We start from the raw sequence: 20,857 nt of genomic DNA on the forward strand, positions 1-20,857 counted from the left end.
CTATTCCCCTTTCAGCCGAATGGTCGCCATGATCTGTCCATGATCAGAGGCGAGCTTGTTGTAAGGTGCCTCAGGGTGCGACCCATCGGTCAGATGGTCATTGAGCACGCTGAAATATTCCATTTCGCCAATGTGGCCTTGCCACTCGGGCAAGAAATGCCGCGACATCAGAATCTGGTCGATGCTCTCATAAACACCACCAAAGGCCGATGTGTATACCATATCGCGCAGCGACTTGCGCACAAACAGCTTCTCTGCCGAATGCAGGCGCACGGCTTCGATATCCTCGGTGATCTGGGCGTTCTCTGCGTCCGAATAGCGATCTGCACGGTGTTTCGCGTCATGGCGCAGCATCCATGCGTAGTTCCTGAACGGCGCTTCGCCGGCGATGATTTCGGAACTCACCGCATTCTCATTGTCGTTGAAATCACCCAGCACCATCACCGGTCGGCTCTGTCGCAACTCGCCAATGATCGCCCCGCGCAGCACCCAGGCTTCTGCCATCCGGCGCATCGCGGCACGCGCCGCCCCCAAGGCGCGACCGACGGGATCGTAATCTGTCAGGTCAGCCTCAACAGGGAAGGCGGCACCGTCGCTGCGGATGTATTCGCCCAGTTTCGATTTCAGGTGACAGTTGAACACAGTGACCACCTGATCGCCAACAGGCACGCGACATTTCAGGATCGGGCGGCTGAGCTTCTGGATGGTATAGCTGCCCCCCTCATCCCCGCCAAAGGTCTGAAACGGAATGTGCAGGGGCGTATCCAAGGCCTGAATGATTTGCGGCTCTTCGTCAAAGCCAAGCCGCGACAGAATTGCCAGCCCGGGCCGACGCTGGCCCGGTGCGCCGTCATGCAGGTTGGGGGCAAAGGCGAGGGCGGCATCGCCATAATCCCGGTACGCCAGCCGATCAAATATCGCACGATGGCGGTAGCGTTTGTTTTGCCCCGGTATTGCGGCCGCATTATTTGCGGTGCCAATCTCATCGGCACTCGCAATCGTGTCGCGCAATGAAGCTTCGTCAAATATCTCCTGAAACCCGACAATATCGGCGTTCAGGGTCACCAGTTGATCGGCCAGCCAATCCGACTTCCACGCATATTCCTCAGGCGTGTAGGATTGAAATTTGTAATATTCCTGATCGGGTCCGATCAGGTTTTTCACATTGAAACTGGCGATGGTGAATTGGCTCATGCCAATGTCTCCAACGCGCGGGCAAACATGTCGGCATCAACGTTGCCGCCCGAAATTGTCACGATCACATCGTCGCCCTCAATCTCGTCGCGGCGAAACAGTGCAGCGGCCAATGCCGCGGCACCGCCCGGTTCTGCGACCACTTTGAGGCGGTTGAACGCATGCGCCATCGCCTGCAACGCCTCATCATCGCTGATCACCAGACCCGGACCGACAAGGCGTTTGAGAATGGGAAAGGTGATATCCCCCGGTTGCGGGGAAATGATCGCGTCACAGATCGACCCGGTCATCCGGTTGTTTCGCTCAATTCCACCCGACCGTAAAGAACGGGCCACATCATCAAAGCCTTCCGGCTCGGCCGGGCGCACCCGCAGCCCCGGCGCGTCAGCCTCAAGCGCCAAGGCGATGCCAGAGGTCAGCCCGCCACCACCGCAACACACGATCACTTGGGCGTTCGTGATCCCAAGCGCCGCAGCCTGCTCAGCAATCTCAAGTCCGACGCTGCCCTGGCCTGCAATCACTTCGGGTTCGTCATAGGGCCGGATCAGCGTCAAATTCCGTTCAGTGCTGAGGCGCGAGCCGATGTCTTCACGGCTCTCTGTTGCGCGGTCATAAAGCACCACTTCGCCACCATACGCGCGCGTATTGTCGATCTTGAGGCGCGGGCTGTCGGCTGGCATGACGATAACTGATGGCACCCCGTGCAGCTTGGCCGCCAGTGCCACGCCCTGTGCGTGATTGCCGCTGGAATAGGCAATCACGCCCTTGGCCCGCGTGTCCGGATCCAGCGCCGACAAAGCCGCCCAGGCACCGCGGAATTTGAAACTGCCGGTATGTTGCAGACATTCGGCTTTCACCCAGACCCGCCGCCCGGCGACATCATCCAAAAGCGTGGAGTTGAGTAAGGGCGTGCGTCGCACATGCCCCTCAAGGCGCGTATTCGCGGCGCGGATCATGTCGATGTTCATGTCATCTGTCCTACCCATTTGTGCAGTGCTGCCACGGCCTCCGGCTCATCCAGAAACGGAATATGGCCGCGCCCCGGCACCACGGCGGTGATCATATCAGGGCGACGGCGCTGCATTTCCTTAAGCGTGTCTTCACTCAGCAAATTTGAGTTCGCCCCACGGATACACGCAATCGGCATGCCGGCCATCGCATCGAAAAACGGCCACAAATCCGGTGCCGCCTGCGCGCCTGCGGCCTCAACCGCGTCGCGCAGATGCGGATCATAGGTGATCTCAAGGCCTGCATCTGTCTGCGCATAATGCTTGACCGCTTCTTCCATCCAGCGGCTTGCCGGCACATTCTGGAATTCGGTGAACACATGCGGCATGGCAGCAGCGGCTTCCGCGTGGGTCTTGGCCGCAGGATTGCGACCCAGATAGCCCATGATGAAATCGAGCCCCATCGGATCAATAAACGGCCCGATGTCATTAAGCGCCACACCCAGCAAGCGGTCGGCTGCGCCCATGGCCAATCCCATCGCGTTCAGACCACCGCGTGATGTACCAAGGATCGCAACTTTGTCGAGGCTCAGATGCGTCAAAAGCTCCATCACATCGCGACATTCAATGGGCAGGATGTAGTTCTGCCAATTGGGGTCGAAATCAGATTTGCCGCGCCCGCGGTAATCCATCTTGATCAACCGGTTGCCCGCCAAATGCGGCGTGACATAGTCAAAGTCTGCCGTGGTGCGGGTCAGCCCGGACAGGCACAGGATCGGCAGGCCAGTGCCCTCATCGGTATAGTACAACGACAGCCCGTCGGAGGTCTGAAACGTCACCATTACACACCCGCCAGTGCAGGGATGCCGGTCAGATCACGCAGCACTATTGCGGGTTTCCACGGCAAGCGGTCCATCGGCTCATTGCTTCGGTTCACCCATGCGGTCCGAAACCCGTACCCCGTGGCAGCGGCGGCATCCCAGCCGTTTGAGGACACGAACAAAACCTCATCCTTGGCGCATCCGAAATGTGCGCCGACCAGATCGTAAACGGACGCATCTGGTTTAAAGATACCGACGCTTTGCACCGACAAGGACACATCAAGCACATCCTCGATCCCGGCAGAGCGCACGGCACCGTCCAACATGTCCGGCGATCCGTTTGACAAGATTGCGGTGTTCAACCCTGCGGCCTTGAGGGTGCTCAGCATCTGCGGCACCTCAGCATAGGCCTGCAATTCCCAGTAAAGCGCGAGCAGCCGCGCGCGCAGGGCTGCATCCCCATCATGCCCGGTCTTTTCCAATGCCCAATCCAAGCCATCCTGCGTGACGGTCCAGAAATCGGTATGCGCCTTAGTGACCGCGCGCAGCCATGAATACTGCAACTGCTTGAGCCGCCAGTGTTCCGCGACCTGCGGCCAGTCGTCCCTGATCGCGGCAAAGTCTGGCTCGGAGGCCGCCTGGCGTGCGGCGGCGGCCACATCAAACAAGGTGCCATAGGCGTCAAAGACACATGTTGTGATCGGCATGGTGTTCTCCTTGTTTGGTTGGCATGCAGAGTGGCACGGCAAGCGAGGGTCGAAAAGGGAGGAAATGAAGGGCCAATGTGCGGGGGTTTACTCTTGGCTTGGGTTTTGACAGGTTGGCCCGGAAATTGGAGCACCCGCGCAGATACGTGGCCTCTGCATTCCTTACCCCCAACATCATTGGAGTTCTTCATGGCCGAGGTCAAATCAGGCGATACCGTTGCAATTCACTATACCGGCACCTTGCTGGATGGCACCACATTCGACAGCTCAGAAGGGCGCGACCCGCTCGAATTCGTGGTCGGTTCCGGTCAGATCATTCCGGGCCTGGACGTGGCACTGCCGGGGATGGCAGTGGGCGAACAGAAAGTGGTCAAGATCGCCTGCACCGAGGCCTATGGCCCCCTGAACCCGGAAATGCGTCAGGCCGTCCCGCGCGAAGGCATTCCGGCAGACATCCCGCTGGAAGTCGGGACCCAGTTGCAGATGCAGACCCCCGATGGTCAGGCCATGCCCGTGACGGTGGTTGAAGTGGACGAAGCGACTGTGACACTGGATGCCAACCACCCATTGGCAGGCAAGGACCTGCAATTCGATATTGAGTTGGTCAAGATCGGCTAAGGTAGCGGGGGCCCCCCCGGCTATTCGACCGGTCGTTGAGCGGCCAGACTGCGGCCCAGATCATCCGCGACACTCTGTGCATCGGGTGATGCGGGCGACGCGTCGTCAGGGTCGCCAAAACGGTTTACCTTGATCCGGCTTTTCGGCAGGCTGGTGGGGCTTTGGGTCGCTTGTGCAACCTGCTGCGGGGCCTGTCTGGCCCCTGCCACCGCCATGATCGCATCCATACCCGCGCCCGCCAAGGCGCGGCGCAATTCAGGTTCTGACCGCAAAATTGCGCCAATGGTCAGCATCAGCGCCAGTCCCAGAATCCGTCCCCAGAAAAACGCCCGCCGCGACCTGTCGCGCCGCGATTGTAGGACCTCACTGCGGTATGTTTCTTTGAAACTCATGTCATCGGTCCAAAGAGCTGGGTTTTGTCTTGGCACTGCTCATGTTGTTCATCTTGCGGGCAAACCGGGCAATTGCTGGGCAGTGGCATGGCAAACTGACGAATTCCTGCAAATAGCGTGGTCCAGTATGGGAATATCTGTGATTTCCCGCACCGAAGCTTTCCAAAACACCGATGCCCCCTCGCGGACGGTGCATGTTGTCGCTATGGACAGGCGATGGACAATAGCCAGACATTTGAAATTTTCCTCGTCTGTGCCCCCGGGCTTGAGGCCGTTCTGTGTGAGGAAGCGCAGGAAAAAGGGTTCGCAGATGCGGTCGCTGTTCCCGGTGGCGTGACGGTGCAGGGCGGCTGGCCCGAGGTCTGGCGCGCCAATCTGGAACTGCGCGGTGCGGCGCGTGTTCTGGTCCGTCTGGGCAGCTTTATGGCGTTCCATCTTGCGCAACTGGATAAACGCAGCCGAAAATTTGCATGGGGCGACGTGCTGCGCACCGATGTGCCGGTCAAGGTTCAGGTGACAAGCAAAGCGTCGAAAATCTATCACGCCGGGGCCGCGACCCAGCGCATTGTCACGGCGCTGACCGAAAGCCACGGCATCGCCGTGTCGCCGGATGCCGCCATGGTTCTCAAGGTCCGCATCCATGACAATCAGGTGACCATCAGCATCGACACCAGCGGCGAGGCGCTGCACAAGCGCGGCCACAAGGAAGCGGTCGGCAAAGCGCCGATGCGCGAAAATCTGGCGGCGATGTTTCTGCGGCAATGCGGGTATGACGGGCTTGAGCCCGTGGTCGATCCGATGTGCGGGTCTGGCACGTTCCTGATCGAAGCGGCCGAGATCGCCGCAGGTCTGCAACCGGGCCGCTCGCGCAGCTATGCGTTTGAGCAGTTGGCAAGCTTTGATCAGGCCGCGTTTGACGCGATGCGCCGCACCGGCCCTGTCGACCTGACGCCGCGTTTCTTTGGATCTGACCGCGATGCGGGGGCCATCCGCATGAGCACTGCCAATGCCGCGCGGGCAGGGGTTGGGGATGCGATCACCTTTGCCTGCCACGGCGCAGGCGAGGTGACACCACCTGATGGACCGCCCGGACTGGTCATTGTGAACCCTCCCTACGGCGGCAGGATCGGCAACAAGAAACTGCTCTATCCGCTTTATGGGACCTTGGGACGGACTTTGCTGGAGCGTTTCAAAGGCTGGCGTGTGGGCTTGATCACATCCGAGCCGCCCCTGGCCAAAGCCACCGGATTGCCATGGAAACCATTGGGTCCCCCTGTGGCACATGGCGGCATGAAGATCTGGCTCTGGCAGACGCCGCCGTTGCGGTGAGGACGCGATGATGGCTAGTATGCGGACGGAGCGGCCGTTCGCAAATGGGGTACCGAGGCCTTCTTCATTTCAAGGTCGGCAGTTCATGCCTTTGAGGATATTCTAAACTTGGTCTTCTGGCACGCTGGAAGCTTTGGATTTTTCAGCGCGCTCGTCTGCAAACTTAGGAAAGAATGTAGTTCTCTTATCTATTGGGTCTCGTGATCCAGAGTATTCACGTGCAATTTGACAGACCAACGACCACACAGGATCAAAATCCATATCGGGTTTTAGCTTTTCACTCACCAGCTCATAGAGATCGCCCATTGTTGTAAGTTCTTCGGCTTCGCTATCTTGGATTTCGATGCCAAAAATTTCTTCAATTGCCATCAACATCTCGACGTCATCCAAATCGTCACCAAGGTTTATCGTGTTAAGGCGTTGCGTGACACGTGGTCTGCCGTGCTGAAAGAGCCCTATAGACAATAGAACCAGCACTCCGATTGTGAGTAACGGCGAGGCACGGCAACCTTCTCGATAGGCTGCGTGGGTGATGTCATTCCCTAACCAGAACCAATTTATCAAGCTGAGAATGGCGATCAGCAAAATTAGCGCGGCACACAGTACCGAAAGCCATCGTTGCTTGAAGTAAAGGATTGCCAGAATCAGTAAAACTAGGCCAATCCCAATTGGTGAGGTGAAGAAAAAGAGCGTTTCCTCGAACTGATTGATTTTGCCGCTACTTGGTTCCCATCTCAGGCGTTCCTTGTCGCACACTTCGGCAACGGCTGGCGAAGAAAAAAGCAGTGCTATAAAGATATAGAAAACCTGCTTCATTCTCGAAGGTACCTTAAAACATAACGATAGCCGACATTCGCCGCACTGCGAAGAAAATTTTAATGTGGGCTCAATCCGGACCTAAGCCGCTCCGCATCAGAAGTAACCCATGAACATGCCGGTACTCAGAGATATTCCTGCTGCGGCATCCCCAGAACATGGAACCCACCATCAACTCGAATGATTTCGCCTGTGGTGCAGGCCCCGGCATCCGAGGCCAGATAGACGGCCGTCCCCCCCACCGCCTCAAGCGTTGCGTTCGACCGCAATGGCGCATTGAGATCGGTGTGTTTATAGGTCTTGCGCGCACCGCCAATCGCCGCACCGGCAAGTGTTTTCATCGGGCCGGGAGAAATGGCGTTCACGCGGATGCCTTCAGGTCCCAAATCATTCGCCAAATACCGTGTCGCAGATTCCAACGCCGCCTTGGCCACGCCCATCACGTTGTAATTCGGCACAACCCGGTTCGACCCCTGATAGGTCAGGGTCATCAACGTGCCGCCGTTTTCTACCATCAACGGATGCGCACGGCGGGCGACTTCGATAAAGCTATAGGCCGAGATATCCATCGAATGTTTGAAATTGGCGCGGCTGGTGTTCAAAAAACGTCCCGTCAGTTCGGACTTGTCTGAAAACGCAATCGCATGGACGACAAAATCAATCGTCGGCCAGCGCGCGCCCAACTCGCTAAACGCCGTATCCAGCGAGGCATCGTCGGTGACATCCACGTCGACCATGAAATCGGATCCGACGGAGTCCGCCAGAGGTTTCAGGCGGCTGCCAAACGCTTCGCCCTGATAGGTAAAGGCAAGCTCGGCACCCGCTTCGGCCATCGCTTTTGCAATGCCCCAGGCGATAGAGCGTTCGTTCGCGACGCCCATGATCAGGCCACGCTTTCCTTCAAGGAGTTCTGACATCGCGTTACCCTTTATATTTAGACAGGATCATCGACCCGTTTGTGCCGCCAAAACCAAACGAATTGGTCATGACACTGTCGAGCCCCACATCGTCCACCCGTTCCAGCGCAATCTCGGACGCATCAAGTGCGGGGTCGAGGTTTTGCACGTTGATGGACTTGGTGATGAAATCGTTATCCAACATCAGCAGGCTGAAGATTGCCTCAAGCGCACCTGCTGCCCCCTGGGCGTGACCGGTCATCGACTTGGTGGAGCTGACAGGTGGCGTGTTGCCCTTGCCAAAGACGCGGCGCACCGCCTCAATTTCACCCACGTCACCGACAGGTGTCGAGGTGCCATGCGCGTTGATATAGCCCACTTTGCGGCCCTCGGGCAGCGTCGCCAGCGCCAGCCGCATCGCGCGTTCACCGCCCTCACCACTGGGGGCAACCATATCGTGCCCGTCGGAAGTGGCAGCATAGCCCGTGACTTCGGCATAGATTTTCGCACCCCGTGCCAGCGCATGATCAAGATCTTCCAGAACCACAATGCCGCCGCCGCCCGAAATCACAAACCCGTCCCGGTCCGCGTCAAAGGCACGGCTGGCCGTTTCAGGGGCGTCGTTATATTTGCTGCTCATCGCGCCCATTGCGTCGAACAGGCAGGACAACGTCCAGTCCAGCTCTTCACCGCCGCCGGCAAACATCACGTCCTGTTTGCCCATCATGATCTGCTCTGCCGCGTTGCCGATGCAATGCAGTGAAGTGGAACAGGCCGAGGTAATCGAATAGTTGATGCCCTTGATCTTGTACGCCGTGCTGAGGTTTGCTGACACGGTTGAGGACATGCATTTTGGCACCGCAAAGGGGCCGATGCGCTTGGTGGCCCCGGTATCCTTGACCACGTTATGTGCCGTGAACATCGCTGATGTTGACGGCCCACCAGACCCCGCAACCAATCCGGTGCGCGGGTTGCTGACGGTGTCCTCGTCCAGACCCGCATCTGCAATCGCCTGACCCATCGCGATATAGGCATAGGCCGATCCCGGCCCCATGAACCGCAAGGCGCGTTTGTCGATATGTTCGGATACGTCAATTTTCAATGTCCCCGCAACCCGGCTGCGAAACCCGTGCTCGGCCATCTCTTCGCTGGCGACAATGCCGCTGGTGCCCGCCTTGAGCGAGGTCAGAACCTCGTCTGCGTTGTTTCCGATGGATGAGACGATCCCCAACCCTGTGACGACGACTCTTTTCATGAGCAAACCTCTGGTTTGGCGCGGCGCATAAGCGGCACTCCTTTGATAGTGTTGGCATGAGTTTAGGCTGGGCGGGGGTTGAGGTGCAATGGGGGATGGGGTGGGGTTGCAGGCAAAGTCTGATTTGACCTCATGTTGCCGGTGGCTGGAGCAACTAAAAACGGCGGCGGATACGCATAAGGTCGCTCTTCTTGCGACCACAACGCCACCAGCAACACGCGGCGATCTGGAACTCTGCAGATGTTTGTGCCAACCTGTCGGAATGGTTAACACGACCGCACGCGCGAAACGCCGGTACGATATGGCGGCACCCCGGTGGGGCGATAAGATGCGTACGCTGGGCTATTATGAAGGCTATCTGGGGTTCCTCTCGTCGCCGCAGCGGCACAACGACCGCAATGTCCATGTCGTTGACGTGGGCGCTGGTACGGCTTCATTTGCGGAAGCTTGGGTCGCAATCAATGGTCCGCCGCGCGCATTGACACTGCTGGAACCGAGCCGCCCGATGCTCGAACGTGGTCAAACCGCGTTGCGCGCCCGCGGGGTTGAGCCAAAACTCGTGCAGGCCCTGTTGGGCGAGGCCGATCTGGAACCCGCAGACGAAGTTTTGGCAGCCCATGTGATTGAGCACTGCGCGGACCCGTTGACCGCGCTAAGGCAAATCCATGACCTTTTGCGTCCGGGCGGTCGGTTGCATCTCGTGGTGTCAAAGCCGCATTGGTGCAATGCAATCATTTGGCTTCAGTGGCGGCATCGCACCTTTCGCAAAGAAGAAATTCTTGCGCTTGTCAGCAAGGCCGGTTTTGACGTCGAACAGGTTTATTCTTTCCCGTCTGGCCCACCATCACGGACAAGTTGTGGCATTGTCGCCATCCGAAAGGGATGAATTTCCGAAAGCAGATGTGTCGGTACCGCTGTCGTCCACACCACCTCAGCTTTCTGACAACGCGACCTTCATGTCCTTGACCTCGTAAATCACTTCACCGTCGGCTTCGACGATGCCATCCGCCACGCCCATGGTCAGGCGGCGGGTCTGGATCGCCTTGGTAAAATCAATCTTGTAGGTCAGCATCTTGCGGTCCGGGCGCACCATGCCTTTCAGCTTCACTTCCCCCACACCAAGCGCATATCCGCGCCCCTGCCAGCCGCGCCAGCCAAGGTTGAACCCGGTCAATTGCCACAGACCATCAAGGCCAAGGCAGCCGGGCATGATCGGGTTGCCGGGAAAGTGACATTCGAAAAACCACAGGTCCGGGGTGATGTCGAACTCTGCCGTGATGTGGCCCTTGCCATGTGCGCCGCCGTCGCCAGACACCTCTGTGATGCGGTCCATCATCAGCATGGGCGGGGCCGGAAGCTGTGCATTCCCGGGGCCAAAAAGCTCGCCTCGGGCACATTTCAACAGACCTTCTTTGTCAAAACTTGTCGGGTAATCTGCCATGATGCGGCTCTCCTGCTCAGTCAATTTGTCGTTGTTGCGATTGGTCTAGCATCGGGTTCGCCCCTGTCGCAAGGGCAGCGATTGGGGTGGGGATACACCCGGACCAAGGGAAAATCGGCCAATCTGATCAAAGTTTGCGTTTAACTGCGACAAAGGATCATCGGCCAATTGGCGGTTTTCAATTGAAAAACCAACCCCTGACGCCTTATATGGCACAAAGACAGGCAACGGAGCGGCCATGACCACGATGCACCAACAGACCGGAACACGCTGGCTCGAACGGGCCGGACTGCGCCCGACACGTCAACGCGTAACGCTTGCCAGTCTCTTGGTGGGCGACGGTCAACACCGCCATGTCACCGCAGAAAGCCTTTTTGATGCGGCCAAGGGTCAGGGCGACGCGGTGTCACTTGCCACGGTTTACAACACCCTGCGCGCCTTTTGCGAGGCGGGGATTTTGCAGGAAGTCACGGTTGACGGCTCCAAAAGCTATTTCGACACCAATACCCATGATCACCCGCATTTTTATTGGGAAGACGAAGGCAGGCTGACCGATGCCCCGTCCGATCAACTGGTGATCTCGCATCTGCCGGACGCGCCGGCGGGTGCCGAAATTGCGTCTGTCGACGTGGTGATCCGGTTGCGCCGCAAGGGCTAATGCCTGTGCCCGAGTGTGAACATTATGACACATCGCCTGATCACCCAAGACCACATTGATACCTTCCAGAACGATGGCGTGGTTCTGATCAAAGGACTGTTTGGGGATTGTGTGGAAACCCTGCGCGCAGGTGTTGAACGCAACATCGCTGAACCGGGGCCTTATGCATCAAACAACGACAAGCCCGGAGAATCAGGGCGCTTTTTTGACGATTATTGCAATTGGCAACGCATCCCCGAATTCGAACAGGTGATCAAAACCTCAGCCGCTGCCGAAGTTGCGGCCGATCTGATGCAAAGCGATCAGGTGCAGCTTTTTCACGATCATGTGCTGGTCAAAGAGCCGGGAACATCGATGGCCACGCCGTGGCATCAGGACGGGCCATACTATTTCGTTGAAGGCCAGCAAACGATCAGCTTTTGGTCGCCGCTTGATCCAGTCACCAGCGCATCGTTGCGCTGCGTGGCAGGGTCCCACCGTTGGGAAAAACCGGTACTGCCGACACGCTGGGTCAAGGGCGACGCGTTTTTTGACCCGGACCCTTACATGCCCGTGCCCGACCCCGACGCCGAAGGGATGGACATCCGCGAATGGGAAATGGACCCCGGCGATGCGGTGGCTTTCAACTATGGTACTCTGCACGGCGCGCGCGGTAATCCAGATGGCGCACGGCGGCGGGCCTTTTCGCTGCGGCTGGTGGGGGATGACGCGCGCTATACCCAGCGGCCCGGACCCACATCACCACCCTTTCCCGGCCATGACATGGTGCAGGGCCAACGCCTGCGCGAGGACTGGTTTCCGGTGATCTGGCGGCGCGGTTAGCGATTGCTTGAACAACGGATTTTCGAACGATGCGTCTTTCGTGCAGGGTGCGCCAATGGCCATCTTTCAACCATAACGACATACACCTTGAGACCCATATCGAGCATTTGTTTCAGCAAGAACGCCCTAGAACCACTGCCCCGGTTCCATCAGCCCAAGATCCAGCAACTGCCGTGAATGCCATTCGAACGGGGCTGAGTTGTGCCATTTGAACGTGTCAATATCAAAGGTACTGCCCGGATTGCTTTTCAGCGCCTTGGCAGTGCGGAATGAGCAGATTGAAGCGGTGATGTTGTGGTGCCATGGGCAGGCAAAGGTGTTGTATTCTTCGTCGTTGAACGTGTGATCCCAGCGCAGGCGCAGACCCTTTTTGGCGCGAAACAGTGGGATGCGGTCAATTTTGCGGCGGTTGGCGGGCACATGTTCCTCATAACGCCAGCGCAGCCCGCCAAAAAAATCGAGCTGGCGTTCTTTTGGTGTTCCTGACTTTGTGCCATCGGCCCGTGCCAAAGCATAATAGCCTGAGCGGTCGAGATGCGCCTGTTCCAGCGATACCGCATCAGGGTACTGGCTCAAATCTTCTGCATAAAGATCAATCACATAGCCTAACATCGCGTTGCGACGCTCTTCGGTATGAAAGTCCAGCATTTCCACAACGCTGCGGGTTTCGCAAAACGGAAAGAACAGATATTCGGCATTATAGCAGTAGTACAGCCACTGCCCGGTCGCCGCATCGATCAAGCGGTTTATCGCGGCTTCCATCGCGCCTTCGACGGACATGTTGTAGTTAACCCGCACCACGCTTTCTTGCAGATCACTGGGCAGATCAAGCACATCCGGCATCAGCGCAAGTACGGTTTTGAACCCTGCGTGCAGGTGATGGCGCAGGCATGTGGCAATCTCGACGTCGTCTTCGACCAAGACCACAGCAATCGGACCTTTGGACAGCATCGCGGCACCGTCTTTGATCAATGTATCCAAACCGCTGTAGTGCATAAGACCTCACTTGGTGGTGATGTTGATCAGAATCGGTTAAATCGACGTGCATTGCAAGCCGCACCACACACTGTTAGACGGCAAAATCTGCCTTTATTCACCGGAAACGCGCCATGACATCTCCTAAAAAGCTGTTCATCAAAACCTATGGCTGCCAGATGAATGTCTATGACAGCGAGCGCATGGCCGAAGCGCTGGGCGGGCAGGGCTATGTTGAGACGAAGACCGCCGATGATGCGGATATGATCCTGCTCAACACCTGCCATATCCGTGAAAAGGCCGCTGAAAAGGTCTATTCCGAACTGGGCCGGCTCAAGCCGCTCAAAGCTTTGAATCCGAACCTCAAAATTGGCGTCGCGGGCTGTGTCGCCCAAGCTGAGGGTGCCGAGATCATGCGCCGCCAGCCTGCCGTGGATCTGGTCGTGGGGCCGCAATCCTATCACCGGCTGGGCGAGATGGAGGCAAAGGTGCGTTCTGGTCAAAGCGCGCTCGACACGGATTTCCCCGAGGAAGACAAATTTGAACACCTCAAATCGCGCGGGGCCGCAAAGCGTGCGCCAGCGGCGTTTTTGACGGTGCAGGAAGGGTGCGACAAGTTCTGCGCATTCTGTGTGGTGCCTTACACGCGCGGCGCGGAAGTCAGCCGCCCTGCAACACAATTGCTGGAGGAGGCCCGCGCGCTGGTGGATCGCGGGGTGCGCGAGGTCACTCTTTTGGGCCAGAACGTAAATGCCTATCACGGGGCTGGGCCAAAGGGCGATATGACGCTGGCCAACCTGATCCGTGAACTGGCGAAAATCGACGGGCTGGCGCGGATCCGCTATACAACCAGCCACCCCAACGACATGGATGATGATCTGATCGCGGCCCATGGCGAGGTGGAAAAACTGATGCCCTATCTGCATCTGCCCGTGCAATCCGGCTCTGATCGCATCCTCAAACGGATGAACCGCAGCCACACTGCCGAAAGTTACCTCAAACTGATCGACCGCATCCGCGCTGTGCGCCCTGATATCCTGATGTCCGGTGATTTCATTGTGGGCTTTCCCGAAGAAACGGATGCAGATTTTGAGGCAACGATGGAATTGGTGCGGCAGGTCCGCTACGGCTATGCCTATTCCTTCAAATACTCGGCCCGTCCCGGCACCCCTGCCGCTGAACGCACCGTGGTTCCGGCTGAGGTCGCGGATGCGCGCCTGCAACAGCTGCAAAAACTGATCACCCAGCATCAGCGCGAAATTCAGCAAAGCATGGTTGGAAGAGAATTGTCCGTGCTGGTGGAAAAACAGGGCCGTGAAGCGGGGCAGGTGGTGGGCAAATCCGAATATCTGCACGCCGTCCATATCGAAGATGCCACCGCCAAGGTCGGCGATGTCGCAAAGGTGAGAATCGTTGCGGCAAAGACCAATTCTTTGACCGCACGCCACGTGTAGAAACAACATTTCCCGCAATTGCGACCGGTCAAAGCCCCCGAATTGCCGATTCCCTTGTTGTTGGGGGATATTTAGCCACTAAATCTTGATTTCTGTCCTTCACAGGCACCCAAAACTTACCTAACCTGACCCCAATGCGGGGCGGTACCTTACCTGGGACAGGTGCAGCTCTTTCGTGGGGGAACAAAACAAGGAAAAGAGCTGTGGTAAACACAATCTCCAAGGCGATCCGCGCGATGGCGGGCATTGCGCTTGCTGCGGCGCTGGCCCTTCAGTCATCCGCTGCCGATGCACAAACCAAATCGCAGGAAGGCAGAGACAAAGGCGTCTATGTCCCGACAATCTGGGTTGACCCCGATGGCTGCGAACACTGGGTGATGGATGACGGTTCAGAAGGGTATATGACCCCCCACACAACCCGCCAGGGCATCCCGGTCTGCCGCCGTGGGAATATCTGTGGCGTGATGAATTCTGACCAGTTCTTTGCGACAAACAGCTACCGTGTTCACGGCCAGGCCAAGGCACGTTTGGCCCAGTTCTTTCAAAAAACCCGCGCCAATTCCTATATCATAACAGGCCATACAGACAGCAGCGCGTCTGACGAATACAACATGCGCCTGTCCTACAACCGTGCCAATGCAGTCGCGGCCATCGCGGCATCAACGGGTGCACGGATTGCAGATGTGCGCGGATACGGTGAACGCCAGCCCGCAGCGTCGAACAAGACCGCAGCCGGCATGGCCAAAAATCGCCGCGTCGAAATCATCTGCATTCGTTGAGGGGACATAAAGTGATCAAAACGAAAATTCTCATCGTCACCGCCTGTGCCTTTGGATTGACAGCCTGTGGCGACTATGAATCTCTCGACGGCGGCTTCTCGCAGGATAAATCCTTTGACCGCGGCATTGATAAAAAGCACCTGAGCCAACTTCAGGCCGGCATCTGGATTGATCCAAACGGCTGTGATCACTGGATCATTGACGATGGTGTAGAGGGCTATCTGTCTGCCCGTCTGGACAAACGCGGTAAGCCGGTTTGCTCTGGCGTGGCTCCGCCCAATCACACCGTTGGCGATTTCAAAGGCGGTTCCGACATTGTGGACCCGAACTGATTTGTCTAAACGCTTCCAGATCAAGGGGCCGGGGCGTTGCGCGCTCCGGCCTTTTTTGTTGCAGCACGGTGTAAACGCCCCGCACCGTGCCTATTTCCAGAAAGACCCATTTTAGGAGCCTGCCTTGCCTGCAAACGACATGATGACAGATACGCAAACCACAACGGAACAGGTACTTGAATTTCCGGACAATCGCCTGCTGATTGATTTGTGCGGTGCCTATGACGCGCATCTTGCCGCCATCGAAAAGGCGCTTGAGGTACAGATCATCCGACGTGGAAATCAGGTTTCCATTCTGGGTGAAGCGGATGCTGCGGCACAGGCTGCCGGCGTGCTGAACACGCTTTATGCGCGGCTCGAGGGCGGGCGTTCGGTCGAACAGGCCGAGGTGGACAGCCTGCTGCGCATGGGCAATTCCGACGCGGACACAGGGGTGCGCTCCGGTGATCAGCTTGAAATGCCGATCCCCGGTGGTATGGAAATTCAGACCCGCAAGAAACGCGTCGAACCGCGCACGGCGGCCCAGAAGGCCTATGTTCAATCGCTTTTTGACAATGAACTTGCCTTTGGCATTGGTCCGGCGGGCACCGGCAAAACCTATCTGGCGGTTGCCGTGGGCGTGAGCATGTTCATCGGTGGCCATGTCGACAAGATCATCCTGTCGCGCCCCGCAGTAGAGGCGGGTGAAAAGCTGGGTTATCTGCCCGGTGACATGAAAGACAAAGTCGATCCTTACATGCAGCCGCTCTATGACGCGCTGAATGACTTTTTGCCGGGCAAACAGCTGGCCAAATTGCTTGAGGATAAACGCATCGAAATCGCGCCTTTGGCCTTTATGCGGGGCCGCACCTTGTCGAATGCCTTTGTGGTGCTGGACGAGGCCCAGAACGCGACGTCGATGCAGATGAAAATGTTCCTCACCCGTTTGGGTAACAATTCGCGGATGGTGATCACCGGCGACCGGACCCAGATCGACCTGCCGCGCGGCGTGCCATCAGGTCTGGCCGATGCCGAACGATTGTTGAGTGCGATCCCGAAAATCAGCTTTAATTATTTCACCTCCAAAGACGTGGTGCGTCATCCTTTGGTTGCTGCGATCATCGAAGCCTATGAGGCGGATACCGGCGTGTCATAATGCGCAACTCTTTGGCGTTTAATATCACAGGGGTGAGGGGCTGTGCCCTCGCGCGGGTCTGATGGACAATATGGACATTGTGATCGAGGACGACCGTTGGCACGCCATGGACATTGAGACGCTTGCGAAAACCGCGGTGCAGGCGACGCTTGCACACCAGGGTCTTGACCCTGAACAAACCGAAATTTCAATTCTGGCCTGTAATGACACCCGCATCGCTGACCTTAACGCGGATTTTCGGGGCAAACCCACGCCCACCAACGTTCTGAGCTGGCCCAGTGAAGAGCGCGCAGCACAGCGCGCTGGCGACAAACCGCGTGACCTAAAACCCGGCCTTGACGGGATGATCGAACTGGGAGACATCGCCATCAGCTATGACACCTGCAAGATCGAGGCCGAGGCGGCTGGCAAACCAATTCAAGAACATGTGACCCATCTGATCGTTCATGGCCTTTTACATCTTTTCGGCTATGACCACATCCGTGACCCGGATGCCACGTTGATGGAACAGCTTGAGGTCGAAATACTTGGCAAATTGGGTCATGATGACCCATATAGAGAAATATCGGCATTATAGGCCGGTGAAACACATAGACAGGACCCAATGGGCGATAACGACGGACCATCTGACGCGGCGCAACGCGCGCTCCCGGATGAAGACTTGGAAAACCTTGATGACAGCAGTGCACGATCGGGCGGATTTTTCAGCCGTGTGATCGAGGCGCTCAGCCCCTCAGACAGCGAGACGCCAGCCGATGTCGCCCCGATTCAATCGGAGCGGCCCAGCACCCATGGCATGATCAACCTGCGCCGGATGCGCGTCGATGACGTGGCAATCCCAAAGGCCGACATCACGGCGGTGCCCATCACATCTACGCTTGATGAACTGGTAAAGGTCTTCAAGGAGAGCGGCCTGACCCGGTTGCCTGTCTATGACGGCACCCTTGATACGCCCGTTGGCATGGCCCACCTCAAAGACCTTGCACTGACGCATGGATTCAACGGCAAGACCAAGAAATTTGACCTCAAGGCGATGTTGCGTCCGCTGGTTTTTGTGCCGCCAAGCATGACCATCGGTGTCCTGCTGACCAAGATGCAGGCCGAACGACGTCACATGGCGCTGGTGATAGATGAATATGGCGGCGTTGATGGTCTTGTCACCATCGAAGACCTGATCGAACAGGTCATCGGCGAAATCGAAGACGAACATGACGTCGACGAAGGCAAATACTGGACCGTCGAAAAACCCGGCACCTATCTGGTACTCGCCAAAACGCCGCTTGAGGATTTTGAGGCAGAGATTGGTCATTCGCTGACCGATCACGATACCGTGGACGAAGAAGAAATCGACACATTGGGTGGTCTGGTTGTCATGCTGTCGGGCCGGGTACCTGCGCGCGGTGAAGTGGTGTTGCACCCCGACGGACCGGAATTCGAAGTGATCGACGCCGACCCCCGCCGCATCAAACGGCTACGGGTGCGCACCACCGGTTCCAACGGATGATCAGCCGCCTGGCGGTGTGGCAAGTTGCTTTTTTGGCAGGTGTCATCGGGGCGGTATCGGCCTTTGGGCAAGCGCCCTATGATCTGCCGCTGCTGATGCTGGCCGGCATGACAGCTGCGGTTTGGCTCTATAATCAATCAACGAATGAACGCGGTGCAGCACTGGTGGGATGGGCGTTTGGCACCGGCTATTTCATGCACGCCCTGCAATGGATTGTTTCGCCCTTTATGGTCGATGCCGCACGGCATGGATGGATGGCACCCTTTGCGCTGGTCTTGCTGTCGGCGGGGCTTGCGATCTTTTGGGGGGTCGCGTTCTGGGGCGCGCGCAAACTGGCACCCGGCCGCGCCTGGCCGCTGGTCCTGTGCTGGCCTGCCGCTGAACTGATCCGCGCCTATATTTTCACGGGGTTTCCTTGGGCAATGCCAAGTCAGGCATTGGTTGATGGGATTGCCGGACAAGGGCTGTCCTGGACCGGTCCGTATCTTTTGAACCTGTTCATGGTAGCTGCTGCCGTTGCTTTGGCGCACCAAGGCACCTGGGCAGTGCGCGGCGCGCAGGCCGCACTGGCGCTTGGATGTGCCTTTGTTTTGATCACACCGCAAACAGATGCCGCGCCTGCCACCGAAGATCGGCCAACCATCCGTCTGATCCAGCCCAACGCCGCACAGCGCGACAAATGGGACCCCGAACAAATTCCAACCTTCTTTGAACGCCAACTGGCCTTGTCTGCGGCCCTACCCAAGGATGCGGGCCCGGCCCCTGATCTGGTGATCTGGTCCGAAACGGCAATCCCCTGGGCGCTTGATCTGGCGGGAACGGCACTTGCAGAAATCTCGACCGCGTCGGGCGCACCGGTGGTTTTGGGTGTGCAGCGGCGTGGACCGACGCGGTTTTACAATTCCCTCGTTGTGCTGGGGCAGGGCGGTGTGGTCGAACAGACCTACGACAAACACCATCTTGTGCCTTTTGGGGAATATATGCCTTTTGGCGATACGCTGGCGCAATTTGGCATTCACGGGCTGGCGTCGCGTGAGGGCAACGGGTATTCCGCCGGCCCCGGTGCGCAGGTTCTGGACTTTGGCGCACTTGGCAAGGCGTTGCCGTTGATCTGCTACGAGGCGGTTTTTGCCCATGACGTAAACGCCGCGCCGGAACGCCCTGCGTTTCTCATCCAGATCACCAATGACGCGTGGTTTGGCAAAGGGGCGGGACCGAAACAGCATCTCGCACAGGCCCGGATGCGCGCGATTGAACAGGGTTTGCCGATGGCACGCGCCGCCAACACTGGCATTTCCGCGATGATCGACCCCAAGGGGCATATCACAGCATCGCTGCCGCTCAACGCTGCCGGATTTGTAGATGCGCGGTTGCCAGCCCCGCTGCCGCCCACACTTTACAGCCGCACAGGCGATTTGCCCTTTGCTGTGCTGTTGCTCATCGGTCTCTGTGGGGCAGCGCTGTTGCGGCGGCGGGCGAATGCCATTGACCCGAAGGGTGGCGCAGACTAAGTCGCTTGTGGCGTGCCACAACGGCTTCCTGACGTGGCACTTGGTATTTAATTGGAGCACGATATGTCCCGCCAAAATTATATTTTCACGTCGGAATCCGTTTCCGAAGGTCACCCTGACAAAGTCTGTGACCGCATTTCCGATGCTGTTCTTGATGCATTTCTGTCCGAAGAACCCGAAGCGCGGGTGGCTTGCGAGACTTTTGCCACCACCAACCGCGTTGTGATCGGGGGTGAGGTTGGGCTGGGCACCAAGAAGAAAACCAAAGCCATGCTGCGCTCTGTCGAAGCCATTGCCCGGGAATGTATCCGGGACATTGGCTATCAGCAGGATAAATTTCATCATGGGACCTGCAAGATCACCAATCTGCTGCATCAACAATCTGCACATATTGCGCAGGGTGTCGACGCGAAGGGCAACAAGGATGAGGGCGCGGGCGATCAGGGCATCATGTTCGGGTTCGCCACCAACGAAACGCCTGAGTTGATGCCGGCCCCGATCCATTATGCGCATGCGATCCTCAAACGCCTTGCTGATGTCCGAAAAGACGGGACAGAACCGACGCTGCTGCCCGACGCAAAGAGCCAACTTTCCGTACGCTATGTCGACGGTAAGCCTGTTGGCGTGACGTCGATCGTGTTGTCGCACCAGCACTCAGACAAAAAACAAACCAGCGCCCGCATCCGCGATATCGTTGAACCCTACATTCGCGAGGTCCTGCCCGATGGTTGGATTGATGCGGAGACCAAATGGCATGTGAACCCAACGGGTATTTTTGTGATTGGTGGCCCTGACGGTGATGCGGGCCTGACCGGGCGCAAGATCATTGTGGACACCTACGGTGGGGCGGCCCCGCACGGTGGCGGCGCGTTTTCGGGCAAAGACCCGACCAAGGTGGACCGATCAGCCGCCTATGCCGCGCGCTATCTGGCCAAGAATGTGGTTGCCGCCGGGCTGGCCAACAAATGCACCATCCAGTTGAGCTATGCGATTGGGGTAAGCGAGCCGCTGTCAATCTATTGTGATACCCACGGCACCGGTGACGATGTGCATGACGCTGACATCGAAAAGGCGATCCGCGCCGTGATGAGCCTGACGCCACGCGGCATTCGTGAACATCTGGAACTGAACAAGCCAATCTATCAGCGCACGGCGGCCTACGGCCACTTTGGCCGCGCGCCAGAGGCTGATGGCGGGTTCAGCTGGGAAAAAACCGATCTGGTCGCGCAGCTAAAAGCAGCACTCTGACCTGACCAATAAATCCTATGAAT

The 20,857-nt window shown here is 57.7% G+C and carries 23 protein-coding genes and 1 riboswitch; of the genes, 13 read left to right on the top strand and 10 right to left on the bottom strand.

Annotated features, from left to right (window positions below; genetic code table 11):
* Genes C1J02_RS04225 through C1J02_RS04240 form a run of 4 tightly spaced genes read right to left on the bottom strand, consistent with a single transcriptional unit; the run spans position 1 to position 3,669 of the window.
* On the bottom strand, positions 1-1,194 hold the full coding sequence (locus C1J02_RS04225; protein WP_114877441.1) for an endonuclease/exonuclease/phosphatase family protein: 1,194 nt from the start codon (positions 1,192-1,194) through the stop codon (positions 1-3).
* Positions 1,191-2,162, bottom strand: coding sequence for a threonine/serine dehydratase (locus C1J02_RS04230; protein WP_114877443.1), 972 nt, complete (start codon positions 2,160-2,162; stop codon positions 1,191-1,193). Before C1J02_RS04230 ends, C1J02_RS04225 begins: the two co-directional genes overlap by 4 nt.
* Positions 2,159-2,983 carry an alpha/beta fold hydrolase gene (locus C1J02_RS04235; RefSeq protein ID WP_114877445.1) on the bottom strand — a complete coding sequence of 275 codons (825 nt, stop codon included), beginning with the start codon at positions 2,981-2,983 and terminating at the stop codon, positions 2,159-2,161. The genes C1J02_RS04230 and C1J02_RS04235 overlap by 4 nt, the downstream gene beginning before the upstream one ends.
* Positions 2,983-3,669 (bottom strand): haloacid dehalogenase type II, encoded by a 687-nt coding sequence (locus C1J02_RS04240; protein WP_114877447.1) that lies wholly within the window; start codon positions 3,667-3,669, stop codon positions 2,983-2,985. The genes C1J02_RS04235 and C1J02_RS04240 overlap by 1 nt, the downstream gene beginning before the upstream one ends.
* 189 nt (positions 3,670-3,858) lie before the next feature.
* Here C1J02_RS04240 and C1J02_RS04245 point away from each other — a divergent pair, with 189 nt between their 5' ends.
* A complete protein-coding gene (locus C1J02_RS04245) occupies positions 3,859-4,287 on the top strand; it encodes a peptidylprolyl isomerase (RefSeq protein ID WP_114877449.1) in 429 nt (142 codons plus the stop codon).
* Between the two features lie 20 nt (positions 4,288-4,307).
* On the opposite strand, the gene C1J02_RS04250 is transcribed toward C1J02_RS04245, so the two are convergent.
* Positions 4,308-4,679 carry a hypothetical protein gene (locus C1J02_RS04250; protein ID WP_114877451.1) on the bottom strand — a complete coding sequence of 124 codons (372 nt, stop codon included), beginning with the start codon at positions 4,677-4,679 and terminating at the stop codon, positions 4,308-4,310.
* Positions 4,680-4,895: 216 nt separating this feature from the next.
* On the opposite strand from C1J02_RS04250, the gene C1J02_RS04255 reads away from it, so the two are divergent.
* On the top strand, positions 4,896-6,008 hold the full coding sequence (locus C1J02_RS04255) for a class I SAM-dependent RNA methyltransferase (RefSeq protein WP_114877453.1): 1,113 nt from the start codon (positions 4,896-4,898) through the stop codon (positions 6,006-6,008).
* Between the two features lie 102 nt (positions 6,009-6,110).
* Here the strand turns inward: C1J02_RS04255 and C1J02_RS04260 are convergent, their stop codons facing one another.
* The 3 genes from C1J02_RS04260 to fabB all read right to left on the bottom strand — a co-directional run bounded on the left by C1J02_RS04260 (position 6,111) and on the right by fabB (position 8,975).
* Positions 6,111-6,824 (bottom strand): DUF3153 domain-containing protein, encoded by a 714-nt coding sequence (locus C1J02_RS04260; protein WP_114877455.1) that lies wholly within the window; start codon positions 6,822-6,824, stop codon positions 6,111-6,113.
* Positions 6,825-6,949: 125 nt separating this feature from the next.
* Positions 6,950-7,741, bottom strand: coding sequence for an enoyl-ACP reductase (locus C1J02_RS04265; RefSeq protein WP_114877457.1), 792 nt, complete (start codon positions 7,739-7,741; stop codon positions 6,950-6,952).
* Positions 7,742-7,745: 4 nt separating this feature from the next.
* Positions 7,746-8,975, bottom strand: coding sequence for a beta-ketoacyl-ACP synthase I (gene fabB / locus C1J02_RS04270; protein ID WP_114877459.1), 1,230 nt, complete (start codon positions 8,973-8,975; stop codon positions 7,746-7,748).
* 262 nt (positions 8,976-9,237) lie between these two features.
* On the opposite strand from fabB, the gene C1J02_RS04275 reads away from it, so the two are divergent.
* The gene (locus C1J02_RS04275) at positions 9,238-9,861 is read left to right on the top strand and encodes a class I SAM-dependent methyltransferase (RefSeq protein WP_254693198.1); all 624 of its coding nucleotides are present in this window, start codon (positions 9,238-9,240) and stop codon (positions 9,859-9,861) included.
* A gap of 45 nt (positions 9,862-9,906) precedes the next feature.
* Here the strand turns inward: C1J02_RS04275 and fabA are convergent, their stop codons facing one another.
* A complete protein-coding gene (gene fabA, locus C1J02_RS04280; protein ID WP_114877461.1) occupies positions 9,907-10,416 on the bottom strand; it encodes a bifunctional 3-hydroxydecanoyl-ACP dehydratase/trans-2-decenoyl-ACP isomerase in 510 nt (169 codons plus the stop codon).
* 238 nt (positions 10,417-10,654) lie between these two features.
* On the opposite strand from fabA, the gene irrA reads away from it, so the two are divergent.
* Positions 10,655-11,074 (top strand): iron response transcriptional regulator IrrA, encoded by a 420-nt coding sequence (gene irrA / locus C1J02_RS04290; protein WP_114877465.1) that lies wholly within the window; start codon positions 10,655-10,657, stop codon positions 11,072-11,074.
* A 24-nt stretch (positions 11,075-11,098) separates the two neighbouring features.
* Positions 11,099-11,896, top strand: a complete 798-nt coding sequence (locus tag C1J02_RS04295; protein WP_114877467.1) for a phytanoyl-CoA dioxygenase family protein — start codon at positions 11,099-11,101, stop codon at positions 11,894-11,896.
* Positions 11,897-12,022: 126 nt separating this feature from the next.
* Here the strand turns inward: C1J02_RS04295 and C1J02_RS04300 are convergent, their stop codons facing one another.
* Positions 12,023-12,892, bottom strand: a complete 870-nt coding sequence (locus C1J02_RS04300) for a hypothetical protein (protein ID WP_114877469.1) — start codon at positions 12,890-12,892, stop codon at positions 12,023-12,025.
* A gap of 113 nt (positions 12,893-13,005) precedes the next feature.
* Here C1J02_RS04300 and miaB point away from each other — a divergent pair, with 113 nt between their 5' ends.
* From miaB to metK, 8 genes are all read left to right on the top strand, one after another.
* Positions 13,006-14,325 carry a tRNA (N6-isopentenyl adenosine(37)-C2)-methylthiotransferase MiaB gene (gene miaB, locus C1J02_RS04305; RefSeq protein ID WP_114877471.1) on the top strand — a complete coding sequence of 440 codons (1,320 nt, stop codon included), beginning with the start codon at positions 13,006-13,008 and terminating at the stop codon, positions 14,323-14,325.
* Between the two features lie 203 nt (positions 14,326-14,528).
* Positions 14,529-15,104 carry an OmpA family protein gene (locus tag C1J02_RS04310; protein ID WP_254693199.1) on the top strand — a complete coding sequence of 192 codons (576 nt, stop codon included), beginning with the start codon at positions 14,529-14,531 and terminating at the stop codon, positions 15,102-15,104.
* 11 nt (positions 15,105-15,115) lie between these two features.
* Entirely contained in the window at positions 15,116-15,436 is a 321-nt protein-coding gene (locus C1J02_RS04315; RefSeq protein ID WP_205389857.1) for a hypothetical protein, read from the top strand.
* A 142-nt stretch (positions 15,437-15,578) separates the two neighbouring features.
* Complete coding sequence (locus C1J02_RS04320) at positions 15,579-16,571, top strand: PhoH family protein (protein WP_114880369.1); 993 nt, start codon at positions 15,579-15,581, stop codon at positions 16,569-16,571.
* Positions 16,572-16,632: 61 nt separating this feature from the next.
* Positions 16,633-17,148 (top strand): rRNA maturation RNase YbeY, encoded by a 516-nt coding sequence (gene ybeY, locus C1J02_RS04325; RefSeq protein WP_114877473.1) that lies wholly within the window; start codon positions 16,633-16,635, stop codon positions 17,146-17,148.
* A gap of 27 nt (positions 17,149-17,175) precedes the next feature.
* Positions 17,176-18,075: a hemolysin family protein gene (locus C1J02_RS04330; RefSeq protein WP_114877475.1), complete on the top strand. Its 900-nt coding sequence runs from the start codon at positions 17,176-17,178 to the stop codon at positions 18,073-18,075.
* Positions 18,072-19,586, top strand: coding sequence for an apolipoprotein N-acyltransferase (gene lnt / locus C1J02_RS04335; RefSeq protein WP_114877477.1), 1,515 nt, complete (start codon positions 18,072-18,074; stop codon positions 19,584-19,586). Before C1J02_RS04330 ends, lnt begins: the two co-directional genes overlap by 4 nt.
* A gap of 9 nt (positions 19,587-19,595) precedes the next feature.
* A riboswitch (SAM-SAH riboswitch) is annotated at positions 19,596-19,645 on the top strand.
* A gap of 4 nt (positions 19,646-19,649) precedes the next feature.
* The gene (metK, locus tag C1J02_RS04340) at positions 19,650-20,834 is read left to right on the top strand and encodes a methionine adenosyltransferase (protein ID WP_114877479.1); all 1,185 of its coding nucleotides are present in this window, start codon (positions 19,650-19,652) and stop codon (positions 20,832-20,834) included.
* Positions 20,835-20,857 lie beyond the last annotated feature (23 nt).

This window comes from Sulfitobacter sp. SK011 (genome assembly GCF_003352065.1).
In the GTDB taxonomy this organism is placed as follows: Bacteria; Pseudomonadota; Alphaproteobacteria; order Rhodobacterales; family Rhodobacteraceae; genus Sulfitobacter.

Excerpts from the sequence above, each read along its gene's own strand:
- C1J02_RS04330 (WP_114877475.1), top strand. The coding sequence starts at position 17,176 with ATGGGCGATAACGACGGACCATCTGACGCGGCGCAACGCGCGCTCCCG.
- C1J02_RS04300 (WP_114877469.1), bottom strand. The coding sequence starts at position 12,892 with ATGCACTACAGCGGTTTGGATACATTGATCAAAGACGGTGCCGCGATG.
- C1J02_RS04320 (WP_114880369.1), top strand. The coding sequence starts at position 15,579 with ATGACAGATACGCAAACCACAACGGAACAGGTACTTGAATTTCCGGAC.
- miaB (WP_114877471.1), top strand. The coding sequence starts at position 13,006 with ATGACATCTCCTAAAAAGCTGTTCATCAAAACCTATGGCTGCCAGATG.
- irrA (WP_114877465.1), top strand. The coding sequence starts at position 10,655 with ATGACCACGATGCACCAACAGACCGGAACACGCTGGCTCGAACGGGCC.
- C1J02_RS04240 (WP_114877447.1), bottom strand. The coding sequence starts at position 3,669 with ATGCCGATCACAACATGTGTCTTTGACGCCTATGGCACCTTGTTTGAT.
- metK (WP_114877479.1), top strand. The coding sequence starts at position 19,650 with ATGTCCCGCCAAAATTATATTTTCACGTCGGAATCCGTTTCCGAAGGT.
- C1J02_RS04255 (WP_114877453.1), top strand. The coding sequence starts at position 4,896 with ATGGACAATAGCCAGACATTTGAAATTTTCCTCGTCTGTGCCCCCGGG.
- fabB (WP_114877459.1), bottom strand. The coding sequence starts at position 8,975 with ATGAAAAGAGTCGTCGTCACAGGGTTGGGGATCGTCTCATCCATCGGA.
- fabA (WP_114877461.1), bottom strand. The coding sequence starts at position 10,416 with ATGGCAGATTACCCGACAAGTTTTGACAAAGAAGGTCTGTTGAAATGT.
- C1J02_RS04225 (WP_114877441.1), bottom strand. The coding sequence starts at position 1,194 with ATGAGCCAATTCACCATCGCCAGTTTCAATGTGAAAAACCTGATCGGA.
- C1J02_RS04230 (WP_114877443.1), bottom strand. The coding sequence starts at position 2,162 with ATGAACATCGACATGATCCGCGCCGCGAATACGCGCCTTGAGGGGCAT.
- C1J02_RS04275 (WP_254693198.1), top strand. The coding sequence starts at position 9,238 with ATGGTTAACACGACCGCACGCGCGAAACGCCGGTACGATATGGCGGCA.
- C1J02_RS04250 (WP_114877451.1), bottom strand. The coding sequence starts at position 4,679 with ATGAGTTTCAAAGAAACATACCGCAGTGAGGTCCTACAATCGCGGCGC.
- C1J02_RS04265 (WP_114877457.1), bottom strand. The coding sequence starts at position 7,741 with ATGTCAGAACTCCTTGAAGGAAAGCGTGGCCTGATCATGGGCGTCGCG.
- C1J02_RS04295 (WP_114877467.1), top strand. The coding sequence starts at position 11,099 with ATGACACATCGCCTGATCACCCAAGACCACATTGATACCTTCCAGAAC.
- ybeY (WP_114877473.1), top strand. The coding sequence starts at position 16,633 with ATGGACAATATGGACATTGTGATCGAGGACGACCGTTGGCACGCCATG.
- C1J02_RS04245 (WP_114877449.1), top strand. The coding sequence starts at position 3,859 with ATGGCCGAGGTCAAATCAGGCGATACCGTTGCAATTCACTATACCGGC.
- C1J02_RS04260 (WP_114877455.1), bottom strand. The coding sequence starts at position 6,824 with ATGAAGCAGGTTTTCTATATCTTTATAGCACTGCTTTTTTCTTCGCCA.
- lnt (WP_114877477.1), top strand. The coding sequence starts at position 18,072 with ATGATCAGCCGCCTGGCGGTGTGGCAAGTTGCTTTTTTGGCAGGTGTC.
- C1J02_RS04235 (WP_114877445.1), bottom strand. The coding sequence starts at position 2,983 with ATGGTGACGTTTCAGACCTCCGACGGGCTGTCGTTGTACTATACCGAT.